Annotated in this window: 12 protein-coding genes; 3 read left to right on the top strand and 9 right to left on the bottom strand. The window is 36.5% G+C overall.

The genetic code is table 11. From position 1 onward, the window contains the following. The first annotated feature begins 67 nt into the window (after positions 1-67). From thrA to thrC, 3 genes are all read left to right on the top strand, one after another. On the top strand, positions 68-2,515 hold the full coding sequence (thrA, locus tag APB85_RS11015) for a bifunctional aspartate kinase/homoserine dehydrogenase I (protein WP_057481670.1): 2,448 nt from the start codon (positions 68-70) through the stop codon (positions 2,513-2,515). Positions 2,516-2,518: 3 nt separating this feature from the next. Next, the gene (locus APB85_RS11010) at positions 2,519-3,442 is read left to right on the top strand and encodes a homoserine kinase (protein ID WP_057481671.1); all 924 of its coding nucleotides are present in this window, start codon (positions 2,519-2,521) and stop codon (positions 3,440-3,442) included. Between the two features lie 97 nt (positions 3,443-3,539). Next, positions 3,540-4,835, top strand: coding sequence for a threonine synthase (gene thrC, locus APB85_RS11005; protein ID WP_057481672.1), 1,296 nt, complete (start codon positions 3,540-3,542; stop codon positions 4,833-4,835). Between the two features lie 139 nt (positions 4,836-4,974). On the opposite strand, the gene APB85_RS11000 is transcribed toward thrC, so the two are convergent. The 9 genes from APB85_RS11000 to APB85_RS10960 all read right to left on the bottom strand — a co-directional run bounded on the left by APB85_RS11000 (position 4,975) and on the right by APB85_RS10960 (position 18,155). Then, complete coding sequence (locus APB85_RS11000; RefSeq protein ID WP_057481673.1) at positions 4,975-6,459, bottom strand: S10 family peptidase; 1,485 nt, start codon at positions 6,457-6,459, stop codon at positions 4,975-4,977. Between the two features lie 57 nt (positions 6,460-6,516). Beyond that, a complete protein-coding gene (locus tag APB85_RS10995) occupies positions 6,517-8,181 on the bottom strand; it encodes an ABC1 kinase family protein (protein WP_057481674.1) in 1,665 nt (554 codons plus the stop codon). A 185-nt stretch (positions 8,182-8,366) separates the two neighbouring features. Further along, a complete protein-coding gene (locus APB85_RS10990) occupies positions 8,367-10,373 on the bottom strand; it encodes a cation:proton antiporter (protein ID WP_057481675.1) in 2,007 nt (668 codons plus the stop codon). Between the two features lie 113 nt (positions 10,374-10,486). Further along, positions 10,487-12,352 carry a M61 family metallopeptidase gene (locus APB85_RS10985; RefSeq protein ID WP_057481676.1) on the bottom strand — a complete coding sequence of 622 codons (1,866 nt, stop codon included), beginning with the start codon at positions 12,350-12,352 and terminating at the stop codon, positions 10,487-10,489. Positions 12,353-12,559: 207 nt separating this feature from the next. Then, positions 12,560-13,759: a glutamate-5-semialdehyde dehydrogenase gene (locus APB85_RS10980; RefSeq protein WP_057481677.1), complete on the bottom strand. Its 1,200-nt coding sequence runs from the start codon at positions 13,757-13,759 to the stop codon at positions 12,560-12,562. Positions 13,760-13,861: 102 nt separating this feature from the next. Next, positions 13,862-14,632 (bottom strand): glutamate 5-kinase, encoded by a 771-nt coding sequence (gene proB / locus APB85_RS10975; protein ID WP_057481678.1) that lies wholly within the window; start codon positions 14,630-14,632, stop codon positions 13,862-13,864. Positions 14,633-14,671: 39 nt separating this feature from the next. Further along, the gene (gene proC, locus APB85_RS10970; RefSeq protein ID WP_057481679.1) at positions 14,672-15,475 is read right to left on the bottom strand and encodes a pyrroline-5-carboxylate reductase; all 804 of its coding nucleotides are present in this window, start codon (positions 15,473-15,475) and stop codon (positions 14,672-14,674) included. A 465-nt stretch (positions 15,476-15,940) separates the two neighbouring features. Next, positions 15,941-17,314, bottom strand: a complete 1,374-nt coding sequence (locus tag APB85_RS10965; RefSeq protein ID WP_057481680.1) for an MBL fold metallo-hydrolase RNA specificity domain-containing protein — start codon at positions 17,312-17,314, stop codon at positions 15,941-15,943. A 4-nt stretch (positions 17,315-17,318) separates the two neighbouring features. Further along, positions 17,319-18,155 (bottom strand): restriction endonuclease, encoded by an 837-nt coding sequence (locus APB85_RS10960; protein ID WP_057481681.1) that lies wholly within the window; start codon positions 18,153-18,155, stop codon positions 17,319-17,321. Between the last annotated feature and the right edge of the window lie 5 nt (positions 18,156-18,160).

Genomic DNA, 18,160 nt, shown 5'->3' with positions numbered 1-18,160 from the left:
CTACATAGCGCTTCTGTACACACCTGTTTTTTAAAACACAATCATTCTAATTTAACCATTTTGACTTATGAAAGTCCTAAAATTCGGAGGTACCTCTTTGGCATCTCCAGAGCGAATAAAACTCGTAGCTAAAACTGTTCAGAAACATTTAAAAGAAGATAAAACTCTGGTTGTTTTTTCAGCTTTTGGTGGGGTGACAAATGATTTGCTGAAAATGGCAGATCTGGCTTCAAAAGAAGACCTTGCCTATAAAGAATTGCTCATAAAAAACGAAAAACGCCACCTGGAAGCAGTAAAAGAATTAATTCCTGTACAGGCACAAAGCAGTATTTTAAGCAAGGTGAAAACTGAGCTTAACAGGCTGGAAACTCTGTACGAAGGAGTCTATCTCTTAAACGAACTTTCTAATAAAACCCGACACGTAGTTTCTGGATTTGGGGAAGTTTTGTCTTCATTAATTATTGCTGAATATTTTAAAAATCTAGGTATAAACTCTCAATATGTTGATTCCAGAGAATTAATTGTCTGTAAAAACACCAACGAAAAAGTACAGGTCAATTATCAGTTAACCAATACTCATATTGAAAAGTACTTTGCCGAAAAAGACGCTTCTTTGTTTATCGCTCCCGGATTTGTCTCTAGAAATGAACAGGGTGTTCCAAGTACGCTTGGGCGTGGCGGATCAGATTTCACTGCTGCCTTGTATGGTGCCGCTTTAGATGTGAAAGAAGTACTGATTTATACCGATGTGAACGGTATGTACACAGCAAATCCGCAAATCGTACCACACGCTTATTCGCTAAAAGATATTTCGTACCAGGAAGCGATGGAGTTATCACATTTTGGAGCTAAAGTGCTTTATCCGCCAACCTTGCAGCCCTTATTAGACAAACAAATTAGTATTCGTATTAAAAATACCTTTAAACCCGATGAGGATGGAACTTTAATTTCCAGGTCTTCCGAAAAGAATTTTCGTTGGGTTACCGGGATCACCCATATAGATTCTATAAAGTTGCTAAATATTGAAGGCAGCGGAATGGTAGGTATTCCAGGTTTTTCCAAGCGCTTTTTTGAAGTACTTTTTCAGGAAAATATCAACGTGGTTTTAATTACCCAGGCGTCTTCAGAACATAGTATCTGTATCGCGGTAAAGGATGATGAAGCAGAGCTGGCCAAAGAAGCTTTAGATGAAGCTTTTGAGGTTGAGATTCAGTATAAAAAAATTAAACCGGTAGAAATCGAAGAAAATGTAGCAATTGTTGCGCTGGTTGGAGATAGGATGAAAAGTCATCACGGTTTAAGCGGAAAAATGTTTAGTGCATTAGGAAATAATAATATTAATATTCGTGCAATTGCACAGGGGTCTTCTGAAAGGAATATTTCAGCAGTTATCGCAAAGAAGGACGTAAAAAAAGCATTGAATACTTTACACGAACAATTCTTTGAAGTACCTTCTAAAGAACTAAATCTGTTTATTACAGGAGTTGGAAATGTTGGAAGTAAGCTATTGAATCAATTAAAAAAACAGGAGAAATTTCTACTGGAAAATTTAAGGTTGAAAGTTCGCGTACATGGGCTTTCAAATTCCAGGAAAATGCTTTTTGATGAAAATGGGATTGATCTTCAAAATTGGGAAAAAGCACTCGAAAAAGGAGAGAAAGCCGACAAAGCTGAATTCTTTAAAAAAGTGGATTCATTTAACCTGCGAAACAGCATTTTTGTAGATAATACGGCTAGTGCAGAAATTTCTGCCTGGTATAAAGAATATTTAGCGAATTCGGTCTCTGTAGTGACCTGTAATAAAATTGCCTGCGCAGATAGTTTTGAAAATTACCAGGAACTACAGAACCTGGCTAGGGAATATGGAGCATCATTTTTATATGAAACTAATGTAGGAGCAGGTTTGCCAATTATAGATACACTTAAAAATTTAGTGGCTTCAGGAGATAGAATTACTAAGATCCAGGCGGTGCTTTCAGGAAGTTTGAACTTTGTTTTTAATACGTATAAAGCTGAAGAACCTTTCTATAAAACCGTAGAAATGGCAATGAAAGAAGGCTATACCGAACCCGATCCTAAAATTGATCTTAGTGGAGTAGATGTAGCGCGAAAAATTCTAATTCTAGCCCGTGAAAGTGGTCATAAGATGGAATTGGAAGATATTGAAAGTGAAGATTTTCTATCAGAAGATAGTTTAGCGACTACCAATAATGAAGACTTCTTTGAATTACTGAAGAAAGATGAACCAAAATTCCAGGAAATATATAAATCGGCTGAAGAAAAAGGAGAGCAACTCAAATACGTAGCACAATTGGAAAATGGTAAAGCTGTGGTTGGTTTACAATCGGTAGATGCTCAACATCCATTTTATAATTTAAGTGGTAGCGACAATATTGTATTATTTTTCACCGAACGTTACCCAGAACAACCTTTAATTGTAAAAGGTGCCGGTGCCGGAGCTGAGGTTACTGCTTCAGGAATTTTTGCTGATGTGATAAGAATAGGAAAAAAATAGGTTATGGATAGAATAAAACTTTTTGCTCCGGCAACCGTAGCCAACCTTTCTTGCGGCTTTGATGTTCTTGGTTGTTGTTTAGATGGAGTTGGAGATGAGATGATTATTTCTAAGAATTCAAAACAAAAATTAAGAATTACCAAAATTATCGGTCAGAATTTGCCTTTAGAGGTCAATGCAAATGTAGCCGGTGTTTCGGCAGAAGCTTTATTAGCTGAATTGGATGAAAAGCAGGGCTTTGATATAGAAATAAAGAAGAATATAAAAGCCGGAAGTGGCATTGGCAGTAGTGCAGCCAGTGCGACTGGAGCTGTATTCGGTATTAATAAATTACTTGGGGAACCTTTTACCACAAACGAGTTGATAAAATTTGCAATGGAAGGAGAACGCCTTGCCAGCGGGAATGCTCACGCCGATAATGTAGCACCGGCCTTGTTGGGTGGTTTTAGTCTCGTAAAGAGTTACGAACCTTTGGAAATACTAAGTTTACCAAGTTTGCCCGAATTACGAATGTTGATATTACATCCGTTAATTGAGCTAAAAACAAAAGATTCCCGATCTATTATTAAGCAGAATGTGGAATTAAAAAAAGCCATTAGTCAGTGGGGAAACCTTGCAGCCCTGGTAAGTGCACTTTATACCCAGGATTATAATCTTTTAGGTAGAAGTTTAAAAGATGAAATTATAGAACCTGTGCGCTCTATTTTGATTCCTTATTTCGACGATTTAAAAGCCTTAGCTTCAGCAAATGGAGCATTGGGTTTTGGTATTTCCGGTTCGGGACCTTCGGTTTTTGCTTTATGCAAAGGCGATGGTGTAGCTGAAAAGGTGAAATCCGAATTCCAGGAGTTTTATCAGGATAAAAATATAGATTTCGATCTTCATTTATCGAAAATCAATTCTGAAGGAATAAAAATAATCAACTAATGAAACCAGCATGATGCTGGATGCAAAAATGGCAAACCACAGGATGTTATTCAAGGCCCGAATCTAATTCCTCAAACTGGGGATAAATTTTGAACAAATGAAATACAGAAGTTTAAACGATAAAAACCATAAAGTTTCTTTTGAAGATGCGGTAGTTCGTGGTTTGGCTCCGGGAAAAGCGCTCTACTTTCCTGAAGACATTCCGAAGCTCTCCCCGGATTTTTTTCAAAACCTGGATAAATATTCAAAAGAAGAAATCGCTTATGAAGCCATAAAAGCTTTCGTAGGTGACGAAATTGAAAAAAATAGCCTGCAAGAAATTCTAAAAAAAACACTGAATTTTGAATTTCCGGTAGTGCCCATTTCAGAAAACATCGGGACACTGGAACTTTTCCATGGCCCAACTTTAGCATTCAAAGATGTGGGCGCCGGATTTATGGCGGGATGCCTTGGGCATTTTGTGAAAAAGGGAAATCTAGGTAAAATTACCGTATTGGTGGCTACTTCCGGGGACACCGGTGGTGCAGTTGCAAACGGGTTTCTAGGAGTTGAAGGGATAGATGTGGTAATCTTATATCCAAAAGGAAAAGTTAGTGAAATTCAGGAAAAACAACTTACTACCTTAGGTCAAAATATCACAGCGCTTGAAGTAAATGGTAATTTTGATGATTGCCAAGATATGGTTAAAAAAGCATTTTCTGATTCAGAAATAAGTGCGAAACGGCAATTAACCTCTGCAAATTCTATAAATGTAGCGAGATGGTTACCGCAAATGTTCTACTATTTCTTCGCTTACAAACAATTAGCTGAAAAGAAGGCAAAACTGGCCTTTTCGGTGCCTAGTGGAAACTTTGGGAATATTTGTGCTGGGATGCTGGCAAAGCAAATGGGATTGCCTATTGATCATTTTATTGCATCAAATAACGAAAATAATGTGGTGACACGTTATTTAAAGTCGAAGGAATATGCTCCAAAACAAAGCGTACAAACTATCTCTAACGCTATGGATGTTGGAACTCCAAGTAATTTTGTTAGGATTCTGGAATTGTTTGATAATGAATTTAATTCGCTGTCACAGCAACTTTCTTCCTTTAGTTATTCAGATGACGAAACTCGAAATGCTATAAAAGAGGTAAAGCAAAAGTATAATTATGTCATGGATCCTCACGGTGCAGTTGGGTATTTAGGACTCCAGGACTTTTTAGCTGAAAACCCTGAATATTATGGGACGTTTTTAGAAACTGCGCATCCGGTAAAATTCCTGGAAACTGTAGAAGAAGTGATAGGAGAGAAGGTAGAAATTCCGGATTCAATTAAAGAAGTGATGAATAAGGAAAAAAAATCCTTCGAAATTTCAGATTATGCTGAATTGAAGGATTTTTTGATGCGGTAATTAAGAAGGAAAATGATTGGGAAGATTATCTAAATTTCGTCATTCTGAATTTATTTCAGAATCTAAGATTATCTCAAATTAGACCCTCAAACGAGTTCAGGGTGACGTTATCTTAAAAACCTTCCCAATCATTTAAAAATTAATATTTAGCAGGAGCGCCATCTTCAGGAAGACTATTTTCTATAAACTCCCGAATATCTTCATTAGCATTTTTAAGATCTTCGGCTCTTAAATACATCATATGTCCGCTTTCATATCCTTTAAAGCTTAAGCGATCTTTTAATTTACCACTTTGGTCTAACTGCCACATGGTATATTTTGCATTGAAATAAGTTGTAGCACCGTCAAAATATCCAGATTGAATCAACACATCCAGATTTGGGTTTTGGGCCATTGCCTGTCTCAGGTTTTCACCGGTGTTATTCCCACTGCGATCCCAGGGATGTACGGGACCAAACATAAAATACTTAAGATCGGTTTCAAAATTAAGGTCGTTGCGTAAATAGTGATTTATTGCCGGTGTAAACGAATGTAACCAGGAAGTTAATTCAGCATTGTAATCTGGCGAATCTCCGGCTTCTTTAGCATCTATTCCTAAATACCTGGAGTCAAGTCTGCCCACGGTAACACCATCTTTTCTTTTTAATTCTTTCCAGAAATAGCGATAGTCAACATCCAGATTATTTTGTAGAATTACTTCCTTAGAAATTCCAGAATAATAGGCCATTTTTTTGGCTGCAGCTTCTTTTTTAGAAGTTTCGGTAAAACCTCCTTTTACAAGTACCGGTGTTAGCTCATTAATAGTGTAATTTTCTACTTCTTCCAGTAAGTCTTCTAATTCTTTATTTTGAAGCTCGGCAGGTAAAGCATCGTGATACCAGGCGGCAGCAGCAAAATAGGGTAGTCTGTTTGCAATTCCTACCGGGCCATCACGCTCAATTCCCAATTCGGTTGGAGAAACCAGGATCACTCCGTTAAGATACATCCACTGGCTGTTTTGAAGCTCCAAAGCCAATCCCGAAATACGAGTGGTTCCGTAGCTTTCACCAATAAGATATTTTGGAGTTAACCACCTATTATTTCGGCTTACAAACGTGTTTAACCATTCGGCTAAATATTTTACATCGGCATCTACGCCAAAGAATTTTTCTTTATCTACTTCCCCTTCTTCATCAGGAATAGGGCGCGAAAAACCTGTATTTACAGGGTTTACATAAACAATATCAGCAACATCTAAAATAGAATGTGGGTTTTCTTTAATTCCGTAGGGTTGAATCGGGAAACCTTCATCGTCAATTTTTAAAACTCTTGGCCCTGTATAAGCAATATGCATCCAAACCGAAGCCGAACCTGGACCGCCATTAAATGAAATAACCAAAGGGCGGTTTTCGGTATTTTTTATATTACTTCTTTTGTAATAGGTATAAAAAAGGCTTGCTATAGGTTCGCCATCGTTATTCCAAAGCGGCTGCATTCCCGTGGTAGCGGTATAATCTATATTTTTTGAATTAATAGTAACCGAATGCTTTGTAGTTACCGTAGTGTCTACAGGAATTTCAACTTTTTGGCTCCAGGCCGTTGTTATAAAAACAAGTAAAAATAGAGAGGTAAAAATATTCTTCATGTGGTCTAAGTTTTTAGAACCGAAAAATACACTGAAATGCACAATTACCCAAACGGCTTAATCTTTATTATTCAGATTATCGTCCCTAAAAATAATGATATAACTAAGAATAATGCCCCCAATTGCAGCCAGAAGAAAAAATATCATGGCGAGCCCGGGATAGCCTAGAATCGTGAAATCTGAAGGTACTTGCATTAACATGGAGGCGCCTATAATCATTGCGGCTATTATTAAACCTAAGGTAATGCGGTTAGCTACTTTTTGAAATCCATCGGTCACGCGTTTTTCGTCAAAAGCATTAATTTTAATTTCAAATTCATTTTCAGAAAGATTTTTTGAAATGGTATTTAACCGATCGGGTAAATATTCTATGAATTTCTTTGATGCCAGTACAGAAGAGAAGAAGTTTTCGGGCTTTAGTTCTTCATACATTTTATCGCGCATAATTTTATGAGAATGTCTTTTAATAGCATCCCGAAGATCAAAATCTGGATCTAAAACAGCGATAATTTGATCCATATTTAGAAGAATTTTTCCAAGTATATTTACTTCAACCGGAATGTGGATTCCATTGTCAGCAGCGAGTCGGTTTAATTGAATTAGTAAGCGGCCGGTTTGCAAGTCTTTAGCCCTGCTATGCTCACTATCCATAATAATATCACTAATAGTTTTTTTAAAGTATTTTAGATTAGCGTCTTCTTTAATCTCGCTCATACTTAGCAATACCCGAGCAGTTTCTTCGCCATTATTTTTACTTATAGCCAGTAAAAGCTCTAAAATATATTGTTTGATTGCCGGGCTAAAGCGGGCCACCATGCCAAGGTCTATAAGCGCAATTTTATCGTCTTTTGTAAACTGAATATTCCCAGGATGCGGATCGGCATGTACAAAGCCATCATTAATTACCTGCTGTAAATAAGCATTTAATAACTGGTCTACTAAAGGTGAATAGTCTACTTCAATTTGTTTCAGTGGTGAAATAGAAGTAATTTTGCGACCTTCAATATATTCCATGGTAAGCACCTTACCCGAAGAATAATCGAGGATTGGCTGCGGCACAATTAGGTCTTTAAACTCTTTTAAATTTTCACCGAGGCTAATTAGGTTTTGTGCTTCTCTATGGTAATCTAATTCCTGTAATAGAATTCTTCTTAATTCAACTAAAACATCATCGAAAGCATATTTTTGAGCGGTAACGCTGTGTTTAACAGCCATCTCGGCAAGCTCTTTTAAAGTGTCTAAGTCTGAAAGAAACTGCTTTTTAATTCCAGGTCTCTGAATCTTTACCGCCACGGGTTGGCCCGATCTTAAGGTAGCTTTATGTACCTGCCCAATAGAAGCACTTGCCAAAGGTTTTTCATCAAAACTTTCAAAGGCTTTTGAAATTCTGGTTCCTATCTCTTCCTCAACAATATGATGAACCTGCTCGTAGGGAATAGCAGGAACATCATCCTGCAACGTAGCCAGAGCTTTTAAATAGGCATCAGGTAAAAGATCTGGCCGGGTAGAAAGCAATTGACCCATTTTTATGTAAGTAGGCCCCATATTTTTTAGATCTTCTACCAGCTCTTCCGGAGTTTGATCGTAAGTATTTTGGGTTTCATCTGAATCCCCATCCATTACTTTAGAAGCAGTATTTGCAAACAGATCGCTGTTCCAGTATTTTAGCATAAAGCCTATAAATTTCTGGTATCGCAGAAGATGATCGGGCAGTACAGACATAAAATTATTGGTTGTTAGGTTATCTAATTTTTAAAGATATCCAATTAAAATTATAACAACAATATGTGTTTAACCACATCGCTATTTTTTGCTATTATTTAAGAAAGCATTTTGTAGAAATTAGGTTCTTAGGTTTTAAAACTTCTAATTTCTTCTGGATTTGTGATTATTAAACCTTATTGATTCTAGTAAGAGAGCTCTTCGTTCAGCCTATTGATATTTACCGGATTACCAAAAATATATAATAAATCTCCCTGTTTAATTTTTGTTCCGGGGAGAATTTCGGTAATATACTGGGTATCTCTTTTTATAGCTAATACGGTAACCCTAAAGTTTTTACCAATGCCAGAATTCTGAATACTTTTACCCACAATATCCCTGTTATTTTGTTGAACACTTAAAGTCACGATTTCCCGGTTTGGAATGTGTAAATGTTGCAGCGAGGGTTTGTGCGGCCTGCCTTTTACTGAAGTTAGCATTTCGTAATCTGAAGAACGTATACTGGCTGTAAAATCCATTATTTCATTATAGGGAACCAGGTATTTTTTTAGAACCCGGTTAAATATTTCTATAGAGGTTTCAAATTCTTCAGGAATCACTTCGTCAGCTCCCAGCTTAATATTTTCTTCAATCTCACGTACATAACGGGTTCTCACAATTATAAAAGCTGTTTTGGTATATAAGCGAACATTACTGATAATCTTCTTTGTAGCACCGGGATCTGAAATCGCAATTACTACAACCCTTGCTTCCTGAACGTGTAGATGTTTTAAAATAAGTGAGTTTGTAGCATCACCAAAAATAACCGGTTCGTTATTATTTTTAGCTTTCCTAAAAGTAACCGGATCGGTATCTACAATTACATATGGAATTTCAGCGTTTCGGGCAGCTTTAGCAATATTTTCCCCATTAATTCCGTAGCCGATAATAATTAGATGATCTTCCAGTTTTTTGGGTTCATTACTGTTTTCTTCAGTAGATTTTTGTTTATTAAAACTCTCCAACCTATGCCTTACCGAAGCAGGAATTCTGGATTTTAAAATAGAATAGGTGATTTTTGGAGCTGCTGCAATAAGGAAAGGAGTAAGGCCCATAGTGATAATAGAAATAGCCAGGAAATACTGATAAATACTATCTGGAATAATATTATTATCTAATCCCACTCCCGAAAGTAATAAGGAAAATTCACCTACCTGAAATAAGCTAAATAAACTTAGAAATATAGTTCTTGGAGGGTATTTAAGTAAGAGTACTGTTGCGCCTACTACTAGCATTTTTAACAGCACAACTCCAATAACCAGGGCCAGGATCACTAAAATGTTTTGGATAAAAAACTCTAAATTCAGAAGTGTACCTACCGATATGAAGAAGAAACTGATAAAGATCTCGCGAAACGGCAATACATTTACGGTCGCCTGGTGGCTATATTCAGATTCCGAAATAATGAGTCCTGCGAAAAAGGCTCCCAGCGCCAAAGACAATCCAACCGAGGATGTAAGCCAGGCAATCGCGAAACAGAAAACAACGGTGGTGAGAATAAAAAGTTCTTTACTCTTTGTTTTTACTACCATACTAAAAATGCGAGGTACAATATACCTTGCCAGTAAATAGATTACGGCGCCTACACCTATAATTTTTAGGATAAGAAAAAGTACAGTGGAGACAATATCACCGCCATCTCCGGCCAGAATAGGGGTGAGTAGCATCATAGGAACCACAATTATATCCTGGAAAATAAGAATGCCTAATGCAACCCTGCCGTGTGGTGCGGTAATTTCGCCCCGTTCCTGTATGAGCTTTAAAACTATTGCCGTACTACTTAGTGAAAAAAGAAACCCAAGGAAAATAGCTGAGTTTAATGGTAATCCAAGAAGATATGCAATTATTGCAGTAAAAAGAATAGTACCTCCAACTTGAAGTCCGCCGCCAATTAAAACGGTGTTCTTCATAGAGATAAGCTCTTTTACTGAAAGCTCTATTCCTATGACAAATAGGAGAAAAATAATACCAATCTCAGAAAGTAATTCTACTTCGTGGGAAGAGCTAATGAGGTTAAAGGCATGGGGCCCTGCAATTATTCCTGCCAAAAGAAATCCCAGGATTGAAGGCACTTTTATCTTTTGAAATAAAAGAATGATCAATATTGAGAGTCCCAGAATAATAACAATATCCTGTAAGATAGGAATTTCCATAAATGAATTTTCAAGTTGGTTGGCCGTCCTAATTTAAAGGATATAACCCGATTATGGAAATAAAAAAGCGGCGGGAATTCCCCGCCGCTCCAAAATACTTAAATTAAAATCTATTAACCTTTTAACCAAGCATTTCTAAGTTTAACTTCTTCACTGCTTTCAGGCAGGTCTTTTTCTGTAAGTGTAGTTTCTGTATCAGTAGGTTGGGCTGTAGTAGCAGTAAGTTCTAGCTCTTCACCATCTCGCATTACTACAAAACTTACTTCTTCTCCTTCTTCCCAAGATTCAGCTTTCATAATTAAATTGTAAACGTTCTGAACATTATATTCTTCCTCATTTACAGACTTAATTACATCACCGCCTTCTACACCAAGTTTTTCAAGAAAAGAATTAAATTCGATGTTTTCTCTAAAGAACAATTCTTTACTGGCTGGATCACCATCTATATAAGGAGTTTGTCCTTTTATAAAATAGCCGGTGTTAACCTTGGTTTCAGCTTCTTTCAGCCCTACTTTTGCGAAAAATCCATCGTAGGGAATAGGAGTAGAACCACTCACATAAGTTTCCAGGAATGTTCTTATTTCAGGATAGGTTAAAGCGACTATATCATCAAATAATTCTTCATCATTAAAGGGTTTATCCATTCCGTACTTATCGCTTAGGGCTTTCATAAGGTCTAGAATTCCAATTTGGCCATCGCTTAATTCTCTTAAGCGAATATCCAGGGCCATCCCAATTAGAGCTCCTTTTTGGTACACATTATAGTAACTATCTTTATAAGGTTCTTCCAGGATATTTTTGCTCATTTCTGTAAATGGCATAGTATCGTCAAACTGCTGCGAACTTTTTATTTTACCTGAAATCCTATCGTAAAAATCCTGCTTTTCTATAAGCTCCTGGTTAATTTGAAAAAGATTTGCGAAATATTCGGTTACTCCTTCATACATCCATAAATGCTGAGACATTTTAGGATCATTATAGTCGAAATAATGAACTTCTTTTGAATGAACATTTAACGGAGTTAAAATGTGGAAGAATTCATGAGAAACTACATCGGTCATCGTTTTTTGTAATTGCTCAGGCTGCATAGCTTCCGGAAGTACTACAACGGTAGAAGTGTGGTGCTCTAAAGCTCCAAAACCGCGGGCATCCTGTTTCTCGCTGTCTGAAAGATATAACAGGATCGCATATTTCCCTGTATTATCTACCTCACCCAGGAATCTCTTTTGAGCACTAATCATCTCTTCAATTCCCGGTTTAATACTTTCTGAAGTGTATTTTTCGTTTGGCGAGTATACGTTAATAAGTACTTCCATACCTTCTACCATAAAACTGGTGGTGTCGGGTTTGGCGTACATAATTGGATTATCAATAACTTCAAAATATCTGTCTAAAGAATAGATGTCTTCTTTGAATTCCATACTGGTTGAAGCCGATACAGTTTTACTCAGTGCGGTTCCGGGAATAAGCGAATGAGGTCTTTTAACCAGTAAGCGGTATGCCTCTTCTTTCTCGTTTTCAAAGTAACCTACAAAACCGTGAAGATTAAGCATAAAATTTTCGCCGGCTTCAATATTTGTTCCTGATGGTGAAAAAACTCCTTCTTCTCCGTCATTATCATAAGTGTCATTAACCTGGTAACTCACTTTATCTAAGTTCTTAGCATTAGGAATGGACCAGGAATTATCATCAATTTTCTCGAATTCCAGTTCATTTCCATCATAATCTATCGCTTTAAAATTTTCGATAAATTTTCCGTAATTATCGGTAGAGTAGGTGCCGGGAACGGTTTTAGGAATATAAAAAGTGGTATTTTCTGTGGTGAATCTATCGGGATCAATACTTACCGAAACTTTGTCTTCTTCAACATTTACAAGGTCTATGCTTGCAATTACCGGTTGTTCTTCTTTTTGGGTTTGTGTAGTTTTACAGCTGTAAAGTGCGCCAACGAGCGCCAGCGTATAAATTGCTTTTTTCATGTATAAACGTTTCTTTTTTATAGGACTCCCAAAACACTTAAAAGTTACATTTTGGTAAAGAAAAAATGAGAATTTTATAAAATTTGTGAACTAAAATTAGCTAAAGGATAAAAAAGCGTATTATTGAATTTGCACTATAGATCAATATAAAACATAAAAAAACCGCTGAGATCATCAGCGGTTTTTGTTTTTCAAATAAAGAATAGATTACTCTCTAATGTGGCCTTCACCTAATACATAATATTTATTGGTAACCAATTGTTTTAAACCAAGTGGCCCACGGTGGTGAAGTTTATCTGTACTAATAGCGAGCTCTGCTCCAACACCCATTTGGCCACCATCGGTAAAACGGGTAGAGGCGTTATGGTATACAGCAGCACTATCTACCTGTTCCATAAAGGTAGCAGCTTCTTTTTTATCTGTAGTGACAATTACTGCAGAGTGCCCACCTGAGTATTTATTAATCTTTTCAATTGCAGCGTCATTACCATCAATAGCACCCAGAACAATTCTCATGGCCAAAAATTCTTCATACCATGTATCTTCTGAAGGTATTTTTTCTTCGTTAGGTAATATTTTAGCAATATCATCATCTACCTGAATATGTACTTTATTCTGAGTAAACATATCGTAAAGCTCTTTTACTCTTTTTTCAAAATCTGGAAGATCTTTATCGATTAATACTTTGTCTAAAGCATTACATCCAGAAATCTTATCTGTCTTGGCATTCAACATTACTTTTTTAGCAGTGTCAAAGTCGGCGTTTTTAGAAACATATAGGAAGTTATTTCCACGGCCACTTACTAAGACAGCACCTGTTGAATGTTCCTTAACAAAGGCGATAAGTTTCTCTCCACCTCTTGGTACTACCAGGTCAATATGTTGCGGTGGATTTTTAAGGAAATCCTGTGTTTCGGTTCTGTTCATTTGTAACAGCTCGATCCAGTCTTTTTCTAAGTTATTTTCCTTAAGCGCTTCGTGCCAGCATTCTTCAAGAATTTTATTAGAATTATTTGCTTCTTTACCACCTTTTAAATAAATCTTATTATTTGCTTTAAAAGCAAGAACCGCAGCCTCAATGGTAACATCGGGACGAGACTCATAAATAATCATGATGGTTCCAAAAGGTGCAGTTTTATTAGTGATATCCAGCCCGGTATCTAATTTTCTATGCTCTATAACCTGGCCAACAGGATCTTCCTGATCCATTACCTCTTTTACAGAGCGAATCATATCGTCTACTTTGGCATTATTTACTACCAATCTATCGTACATAGCCTGATCTCCTTCACCAAAAGCGTCAAGGTCTTTTTTGTTTGCGGCTACTATTTCTTCACGTCTTTTATCCAGAATATTAATCATGGATTGCAGTACGTTATTTTTAGTTTTAGAATCTAATAATTTCATTACTTGATTATATTTTAGTTTGATTAAACTTCAATTTTTTGCTCATAAAATGAGCTTTAGAAAACCTAAACACTCAAAAAATGTAGGAATTTCTAATTTAGTTTAAGCCGTGAATTTAGTTCCAACCGGTTTACCAGCTACGATATCTAAAATCACATTTTTACGTTTACCATTAGCGATGTAAGTGGTAATATTTTTTGCTGCGGTGCCTTTGGCAATCTTTATTTTAGACTCCATACCACCACGGCCTTCACCTTCTCCTTTTCCAGATTCCTGAACATATTTTTCAACGTTCTCATCAACCGTAACTTTGTTTAATTTTTCTGATTCATCATCTTCCGGGTGACCAGTATATAAACCGTCGGTATCACTCAAAATAATAAGGGCATCAGCTTTGATTAATTCAGCTACAAGGCTGGCAAGTTCATCATTATCAGAGAACATAGACATGGTAACTGAAACGGCATCATCTTCATTAGCAATTGGGATTATCCCTTCAGATAGTAGAGATTCGTAACAGTTAATCATATTCTCACGGTGAATTCCAGGACTAAAGTCTCTCTTGGTAGCTAGCACCTGTGCGCAACGCATTCCATAATCGTGAAAAATACTATAGTAATGGCGCATCATACGAGGTTGGCCTACGGCGGAGAATACCTGTCTTCTCTTGGAAGCATCTTCAATATTCACATCACCAAGAACTTCCTTACCGGCAATGGCTGATCCTGAAGATACAAGAACCACCATTACATCTTCTTCATATAGTGTAGCTATTTGTTCAACAAGATGCTTAAGCACCGGGCCTAAGATCCTGTTATCTTTATTGGTCATTACATTGGTTCCGACTTTAACTACAATTCTCTTTTTTTCCATTTTATAAAGTTATATTTAAACTTCTTTTTTAAACTGAAATTACTCTTTACCTAATTCTACGGCTCTATCAAAGGCAGCATACGCAGCATCTTTAATAAGTTCTTCCACATTATTATCGTCCATAGAGTCTAAAGCTGCTCGAGTTGTACCTCCTTTAGAAGCAACACGCTCCATCCAGGTACTCGGTGAAAGGTCTGATTCATTGAAAAGTTTTACAGCACCTTCAAACGTTTGGCTAACCAATACTTTAGAGTCGTTTTTAGAGAAGCCCATTTTTAAAGCTGCTTCCAACATGGAATTCATAAAGTAGAATACATAAGCCGGTCCACTTCCTGAAATTCCTGTAGAGGCATCTATAAAATTCTCAGTCTGTACATGAATAGAAGCTCCTGTAGTGTCCAGTAAATTTCTTACCATTAAAAGTTCTACCCTGGAAACTTCTTCAGCTTCTGTAAAAGAAGTAACTCCTTTTCCTACCTGAGCTGGGAGATTTGGCATTGAACGAACAACTTTTTTAACGTCCAGGCCTTCCTGAATTTTATCTATTGTTACTCCAGCCATTAACGATACAAAAATTTGCTGATCGTTTACCAGATGTCTAATCTCTTCGAATAAAGAATCACAGTGATATGGTTTTACAGCAATAAATACGATGTCTGCTTTTGGAAGACATTCTTCTATATCATCATATACGTCAAAATGATCTATCTTACTAAGGGTGGTAATAACCTCGGCAGATTTATCGAAAATCATAAGGTTTCGATGATTAAGCAGACTAGACTTCGCCATGCCTTCAGCGTAAGTTAGTCCCATATTTCCTGCTCCAATAACTAATACTTTCATTCTATATTTTTTGGTTAATTAATTCTTTTTCGGCTTTTGAATAATCAAATCCGGGCTGTAAAGAACAAAGACCATACAATGTTTCCTGCCAAACCAGCTTTGCCGGCCAAAAGCCAGGATTAAATTAAATTAATTTTGTCGGAACTAATAAAATATAAGGTTAAACTAATCTAAAAATCAATTTCAGGATCTGGAATATAAGTATTGGAAAAAACGAGTTAAGTCCTATGATTAAGATAGCTATGCGCAATTTCAATTTTATCTTTTGAAATACTTAAATTAATCAAGAGTATTATTTTTTTCTTAAAATGAAGAAATTCAGCCTTATATATAAAGAGAAATAAGAAAAAACTATAAGCAATAATTTAGATTGATTCTAGAGAATAACTGACATATTCCTGCCATTATTGCAGCAAGATATGCGCAAAATTGAACGAAAAGGTTTTCGCTGTAAGATCCGGGAGTTTAAAGCTTTAAACTTACAATATCATGAAGTTGCGGAACATTCACCTCAACATTATAAAAATCTTTAATTTTGACCCTTAGAGAATCTAAGGCTGTAGGCTCGCCATGAATTAAGAACACCTTTTCCGGAACATTTTTAATTTCTGAAAGCCAGTCTAATAATTCTTGCTGATCTGCATGAGCAGAGAGACTATCGATTTTTAAAACCTTTGCTTTTACAGGGCAATACTTTCCGAAGATCTTTATTTCGGCGGCTCCATTTTCCAACTGCCTTCCTCGTGTACCTTCGGCCTGGTAGCCTGCTAATAAAACAGTAGTTTCGGGCTTATCTATTAAATAGCGTAAATAGGTGAGTACCCTACCGCCAGTAACCATACCGCTTCCGGCAATTACTACCTTGGTCCGTTTTTCATCTATGGTTTTCCAGGTGTCGCGGTATGAAGTGATAATATTAAAATAAGAAAGCATTTTTCGAAATTCAGCAGCATCTACTTTGTGCCATTTGCTAAATCTTTCAAACAAGCCCAGCACTTTGTTTCCCATTGGGCTATCTATATAAATAGTGATTTCGGGAATCCTGTTTGATTTCATTAATAAATATAGCCTGTACATAATGCCCTGCAAACGTTCTACAGCGAAACTTGGAATAATTAGGTTTCCATTATTTCTAATAGTGTCTTTTATAGCTTCAGTAAATATTTCATCTGAGTCATCTTCTGGATGAAGCCTGTCACCGTAGGTGCTTTCCAAAAATAAATAATCGGCTTTTTCTGGTTTCTTTGGCGGTTCCAAAAGTAAGTCTTTTTTTCTCCCAATATCTCCTGAAAAAACAAAACGTTTATTAAAAATATCCAGTTCAATAAATGCCGATCCAAGGATATGACCATTGGCCTGATAACTATATTTTATATTTTCTGAAATTTGATACCATTCATCCAGGTTTATGCTTTGGAATAAACCAATTGCTCTTTCGGCATCCTTTGTAGTATATAAAGGTAAAGCGGGTTCGTGTTTGCTGTATTCTTCTTTGTTAGCTCTTTCCGCATCTTCTTCCTGGATTTTCGCACTATCGTTTAATATCACCTCAGCAATTCCCAAGCTTGGAGGTGTGCCTAAAATTGGATTTTTATAACCTTGTTTTACTAAGCGTGGCAAATATCCGGTATGGTCCAGGTGACCGTGGGTTAACAATATAAGGTCTATCTTTTTGGGATCAAAAGGGAAATCTTTCCAGTTGAGTTCACGTAAACTTTTAATTCCCTGGAAAAGTCCGCAGTCTATTAAAATATTTAATTCCGATGTTTCCAAAAGGAATTTAGAGCCGGTTACTGTACCAGCCGCCCCCAGGAAATGAATTTTCACCTGATTTTCCATAGCTTTAATGTTTACAAAGTTCTTCCATCTCTTTTAAAATCCTTTTTTTGCGAGGATTATGAATTCCTAAATGGTCCAGGTAAAAAGTATCATTAATAAGTTCCTGGCATAAAACCACATCACGGCTAAGTAAAAAGTTCTTTTCTCTTTCTGAAAGAAGGGTAGAAACAGTAATTGGATATAAGCCCAATTTGTCTATTCTATCTTTAATACCTTCTCCTTCGGGATAATCCCAGCTTAATAGTTTAAGATAACTGCATTTACCATATCTTATCGCATCTGCAGTAAACCTTGTGTTGGTAACTACCCAACCTTCCTCAAAATCCAGTTTGTTTTTCCCGTTATTTCTAAAGTTTTTTATATCTCGAAATCTTGAATCTATATAAAGAGGAATTTTCACATCGCTGTTTCTACCGGCATTGTGAAATTTACATTCTATCAATATCAATTTTTTATCGCTTTTAGCTTCAACGTCAATTTCATGAGTTACACATTTGCCCTGGTATATTTTCCCGGTTTCGGTTTTATAACCACTATGACTTAATAGCGCGGCAATAAATTTTTCAAAAGGAAAACCTGTTGGTCCCAATTCGTAAATAGCGGTCTTTAATTTATATTTTGAAGCACTGGTTTTATTTCCTTCCTTAAGCAAGCTAAATGCACGATTATAAATTTCTTTGGTAGTGATACCATCATAAAGCTCGCTTTTTAGTTTTTCCAGGGTGCTATTTATCAATTCATCATTGGCGCCAGAGCGTCTTAGAGACTCAGCAACCCTATCAATAGAAAACTTCGCTTTTTCGCCAGAAGCTTTAATAACTTGTAAGTTGGAAATATCCATTTTAG

This window comes from Salegentibacter mishustinae (assembly GCF_002900095.1).
GTDB lineage: Bacteria > Bacteroidota > Bacteroidia > Flavobacteriales > Flavobacteriaceae > Salegentibacter > Salegentibacter mishustinae.
Note: the sequence above shows the minus strand (reverse complement) of the source record. Positions and strands in the feature narration are given on the sequence as shown.

Excerpts from the sequence above, each read along its gene's own strand:
- thrA (WP_057481670.1), top strand. The coding sequence starts at position 68 with ATGAAAGTCCTAAAATTCGGAGGTACCTCTTTGGCATCTCCAGAGCGA.
- APB85_RS11010 (WP_057481671.1), top strand. The coding sequence starts at position 2,519 with ATGGATAGAATAAAACTTTTTGCTCCGGCAACCGTAGCCAACCTTTCT.
- thrC (WP_057481672.1), top strand. The coding sequence starts at position 3,540 with ATGAAATACAGAAGTTTAAACGATAAAAACCATAAAGTTTCTTTTGAA.
- APB85_RS11000 (WP_057481673.1), bottom strand. The coding sequence starts at position 6,459 with ATGAAGAATATTTTTACCTCTCTATTTTTACTTGTTTTTATAACAACG.
- APB85_RS10995 (WP_057481674.1), bottom strand. The coding sequence starts at position 8,181 with ATGTCTGTACTGCCCGATCATCTTCTGCGATACCAGAAATTTATAGGC.
- APB85_RS10990 (WP_057481675.1), bottom strand. The coding sequence starts at position 10,373 with ATGGAAATTCCTATCTTACAGGATATTGTTATTATTCTGGGACTCTCA.
- APB85_RS10985 (WP_057481676.1), bottom strand. The coding sequence starts at position 12,352 with ATGAAAAAAGCAATTTATACGCTGGCGCTCGTTGGCGCACTTTACAGC.
- APB85_RS10980 (WP_057481677.1), bottom strand. The coding sequence starts at position 13,759 with ATGAAATTATTAGATTCTAAAACTAAAAATAACGTACTGCAATCCATG.
- proB (WP_057481678.1), bottom strand. The coding sequence starts at position 14,632 with ATGGAAAAAAAGAGAATTGTAGTTAAAGTCGGAACCAATGTAATGACC.
- proC (WP_057481679.1), bottom strand. The coding sequence starts at position 15,475 with ATGAAAGTATTAGTTATTGGAGCAGGAAATATGGGACTAACTTACGCT.
- APB85_RS10965 (WP_057481680.1), bottom strand. The coding sequence starts at position 17,314 with ATGGAAAATCAGGTGAAAATTCATTTCCTGGGGGCGGCTGGTACAGTA.
- APB85_RS10960 (WP_057481681.1), bottom strand. The coding sequence starts at position 18,155 with ATGGATATTTCCAACTTACAAGTTATTAAAGCTTCTGGCGAAAAAGCG.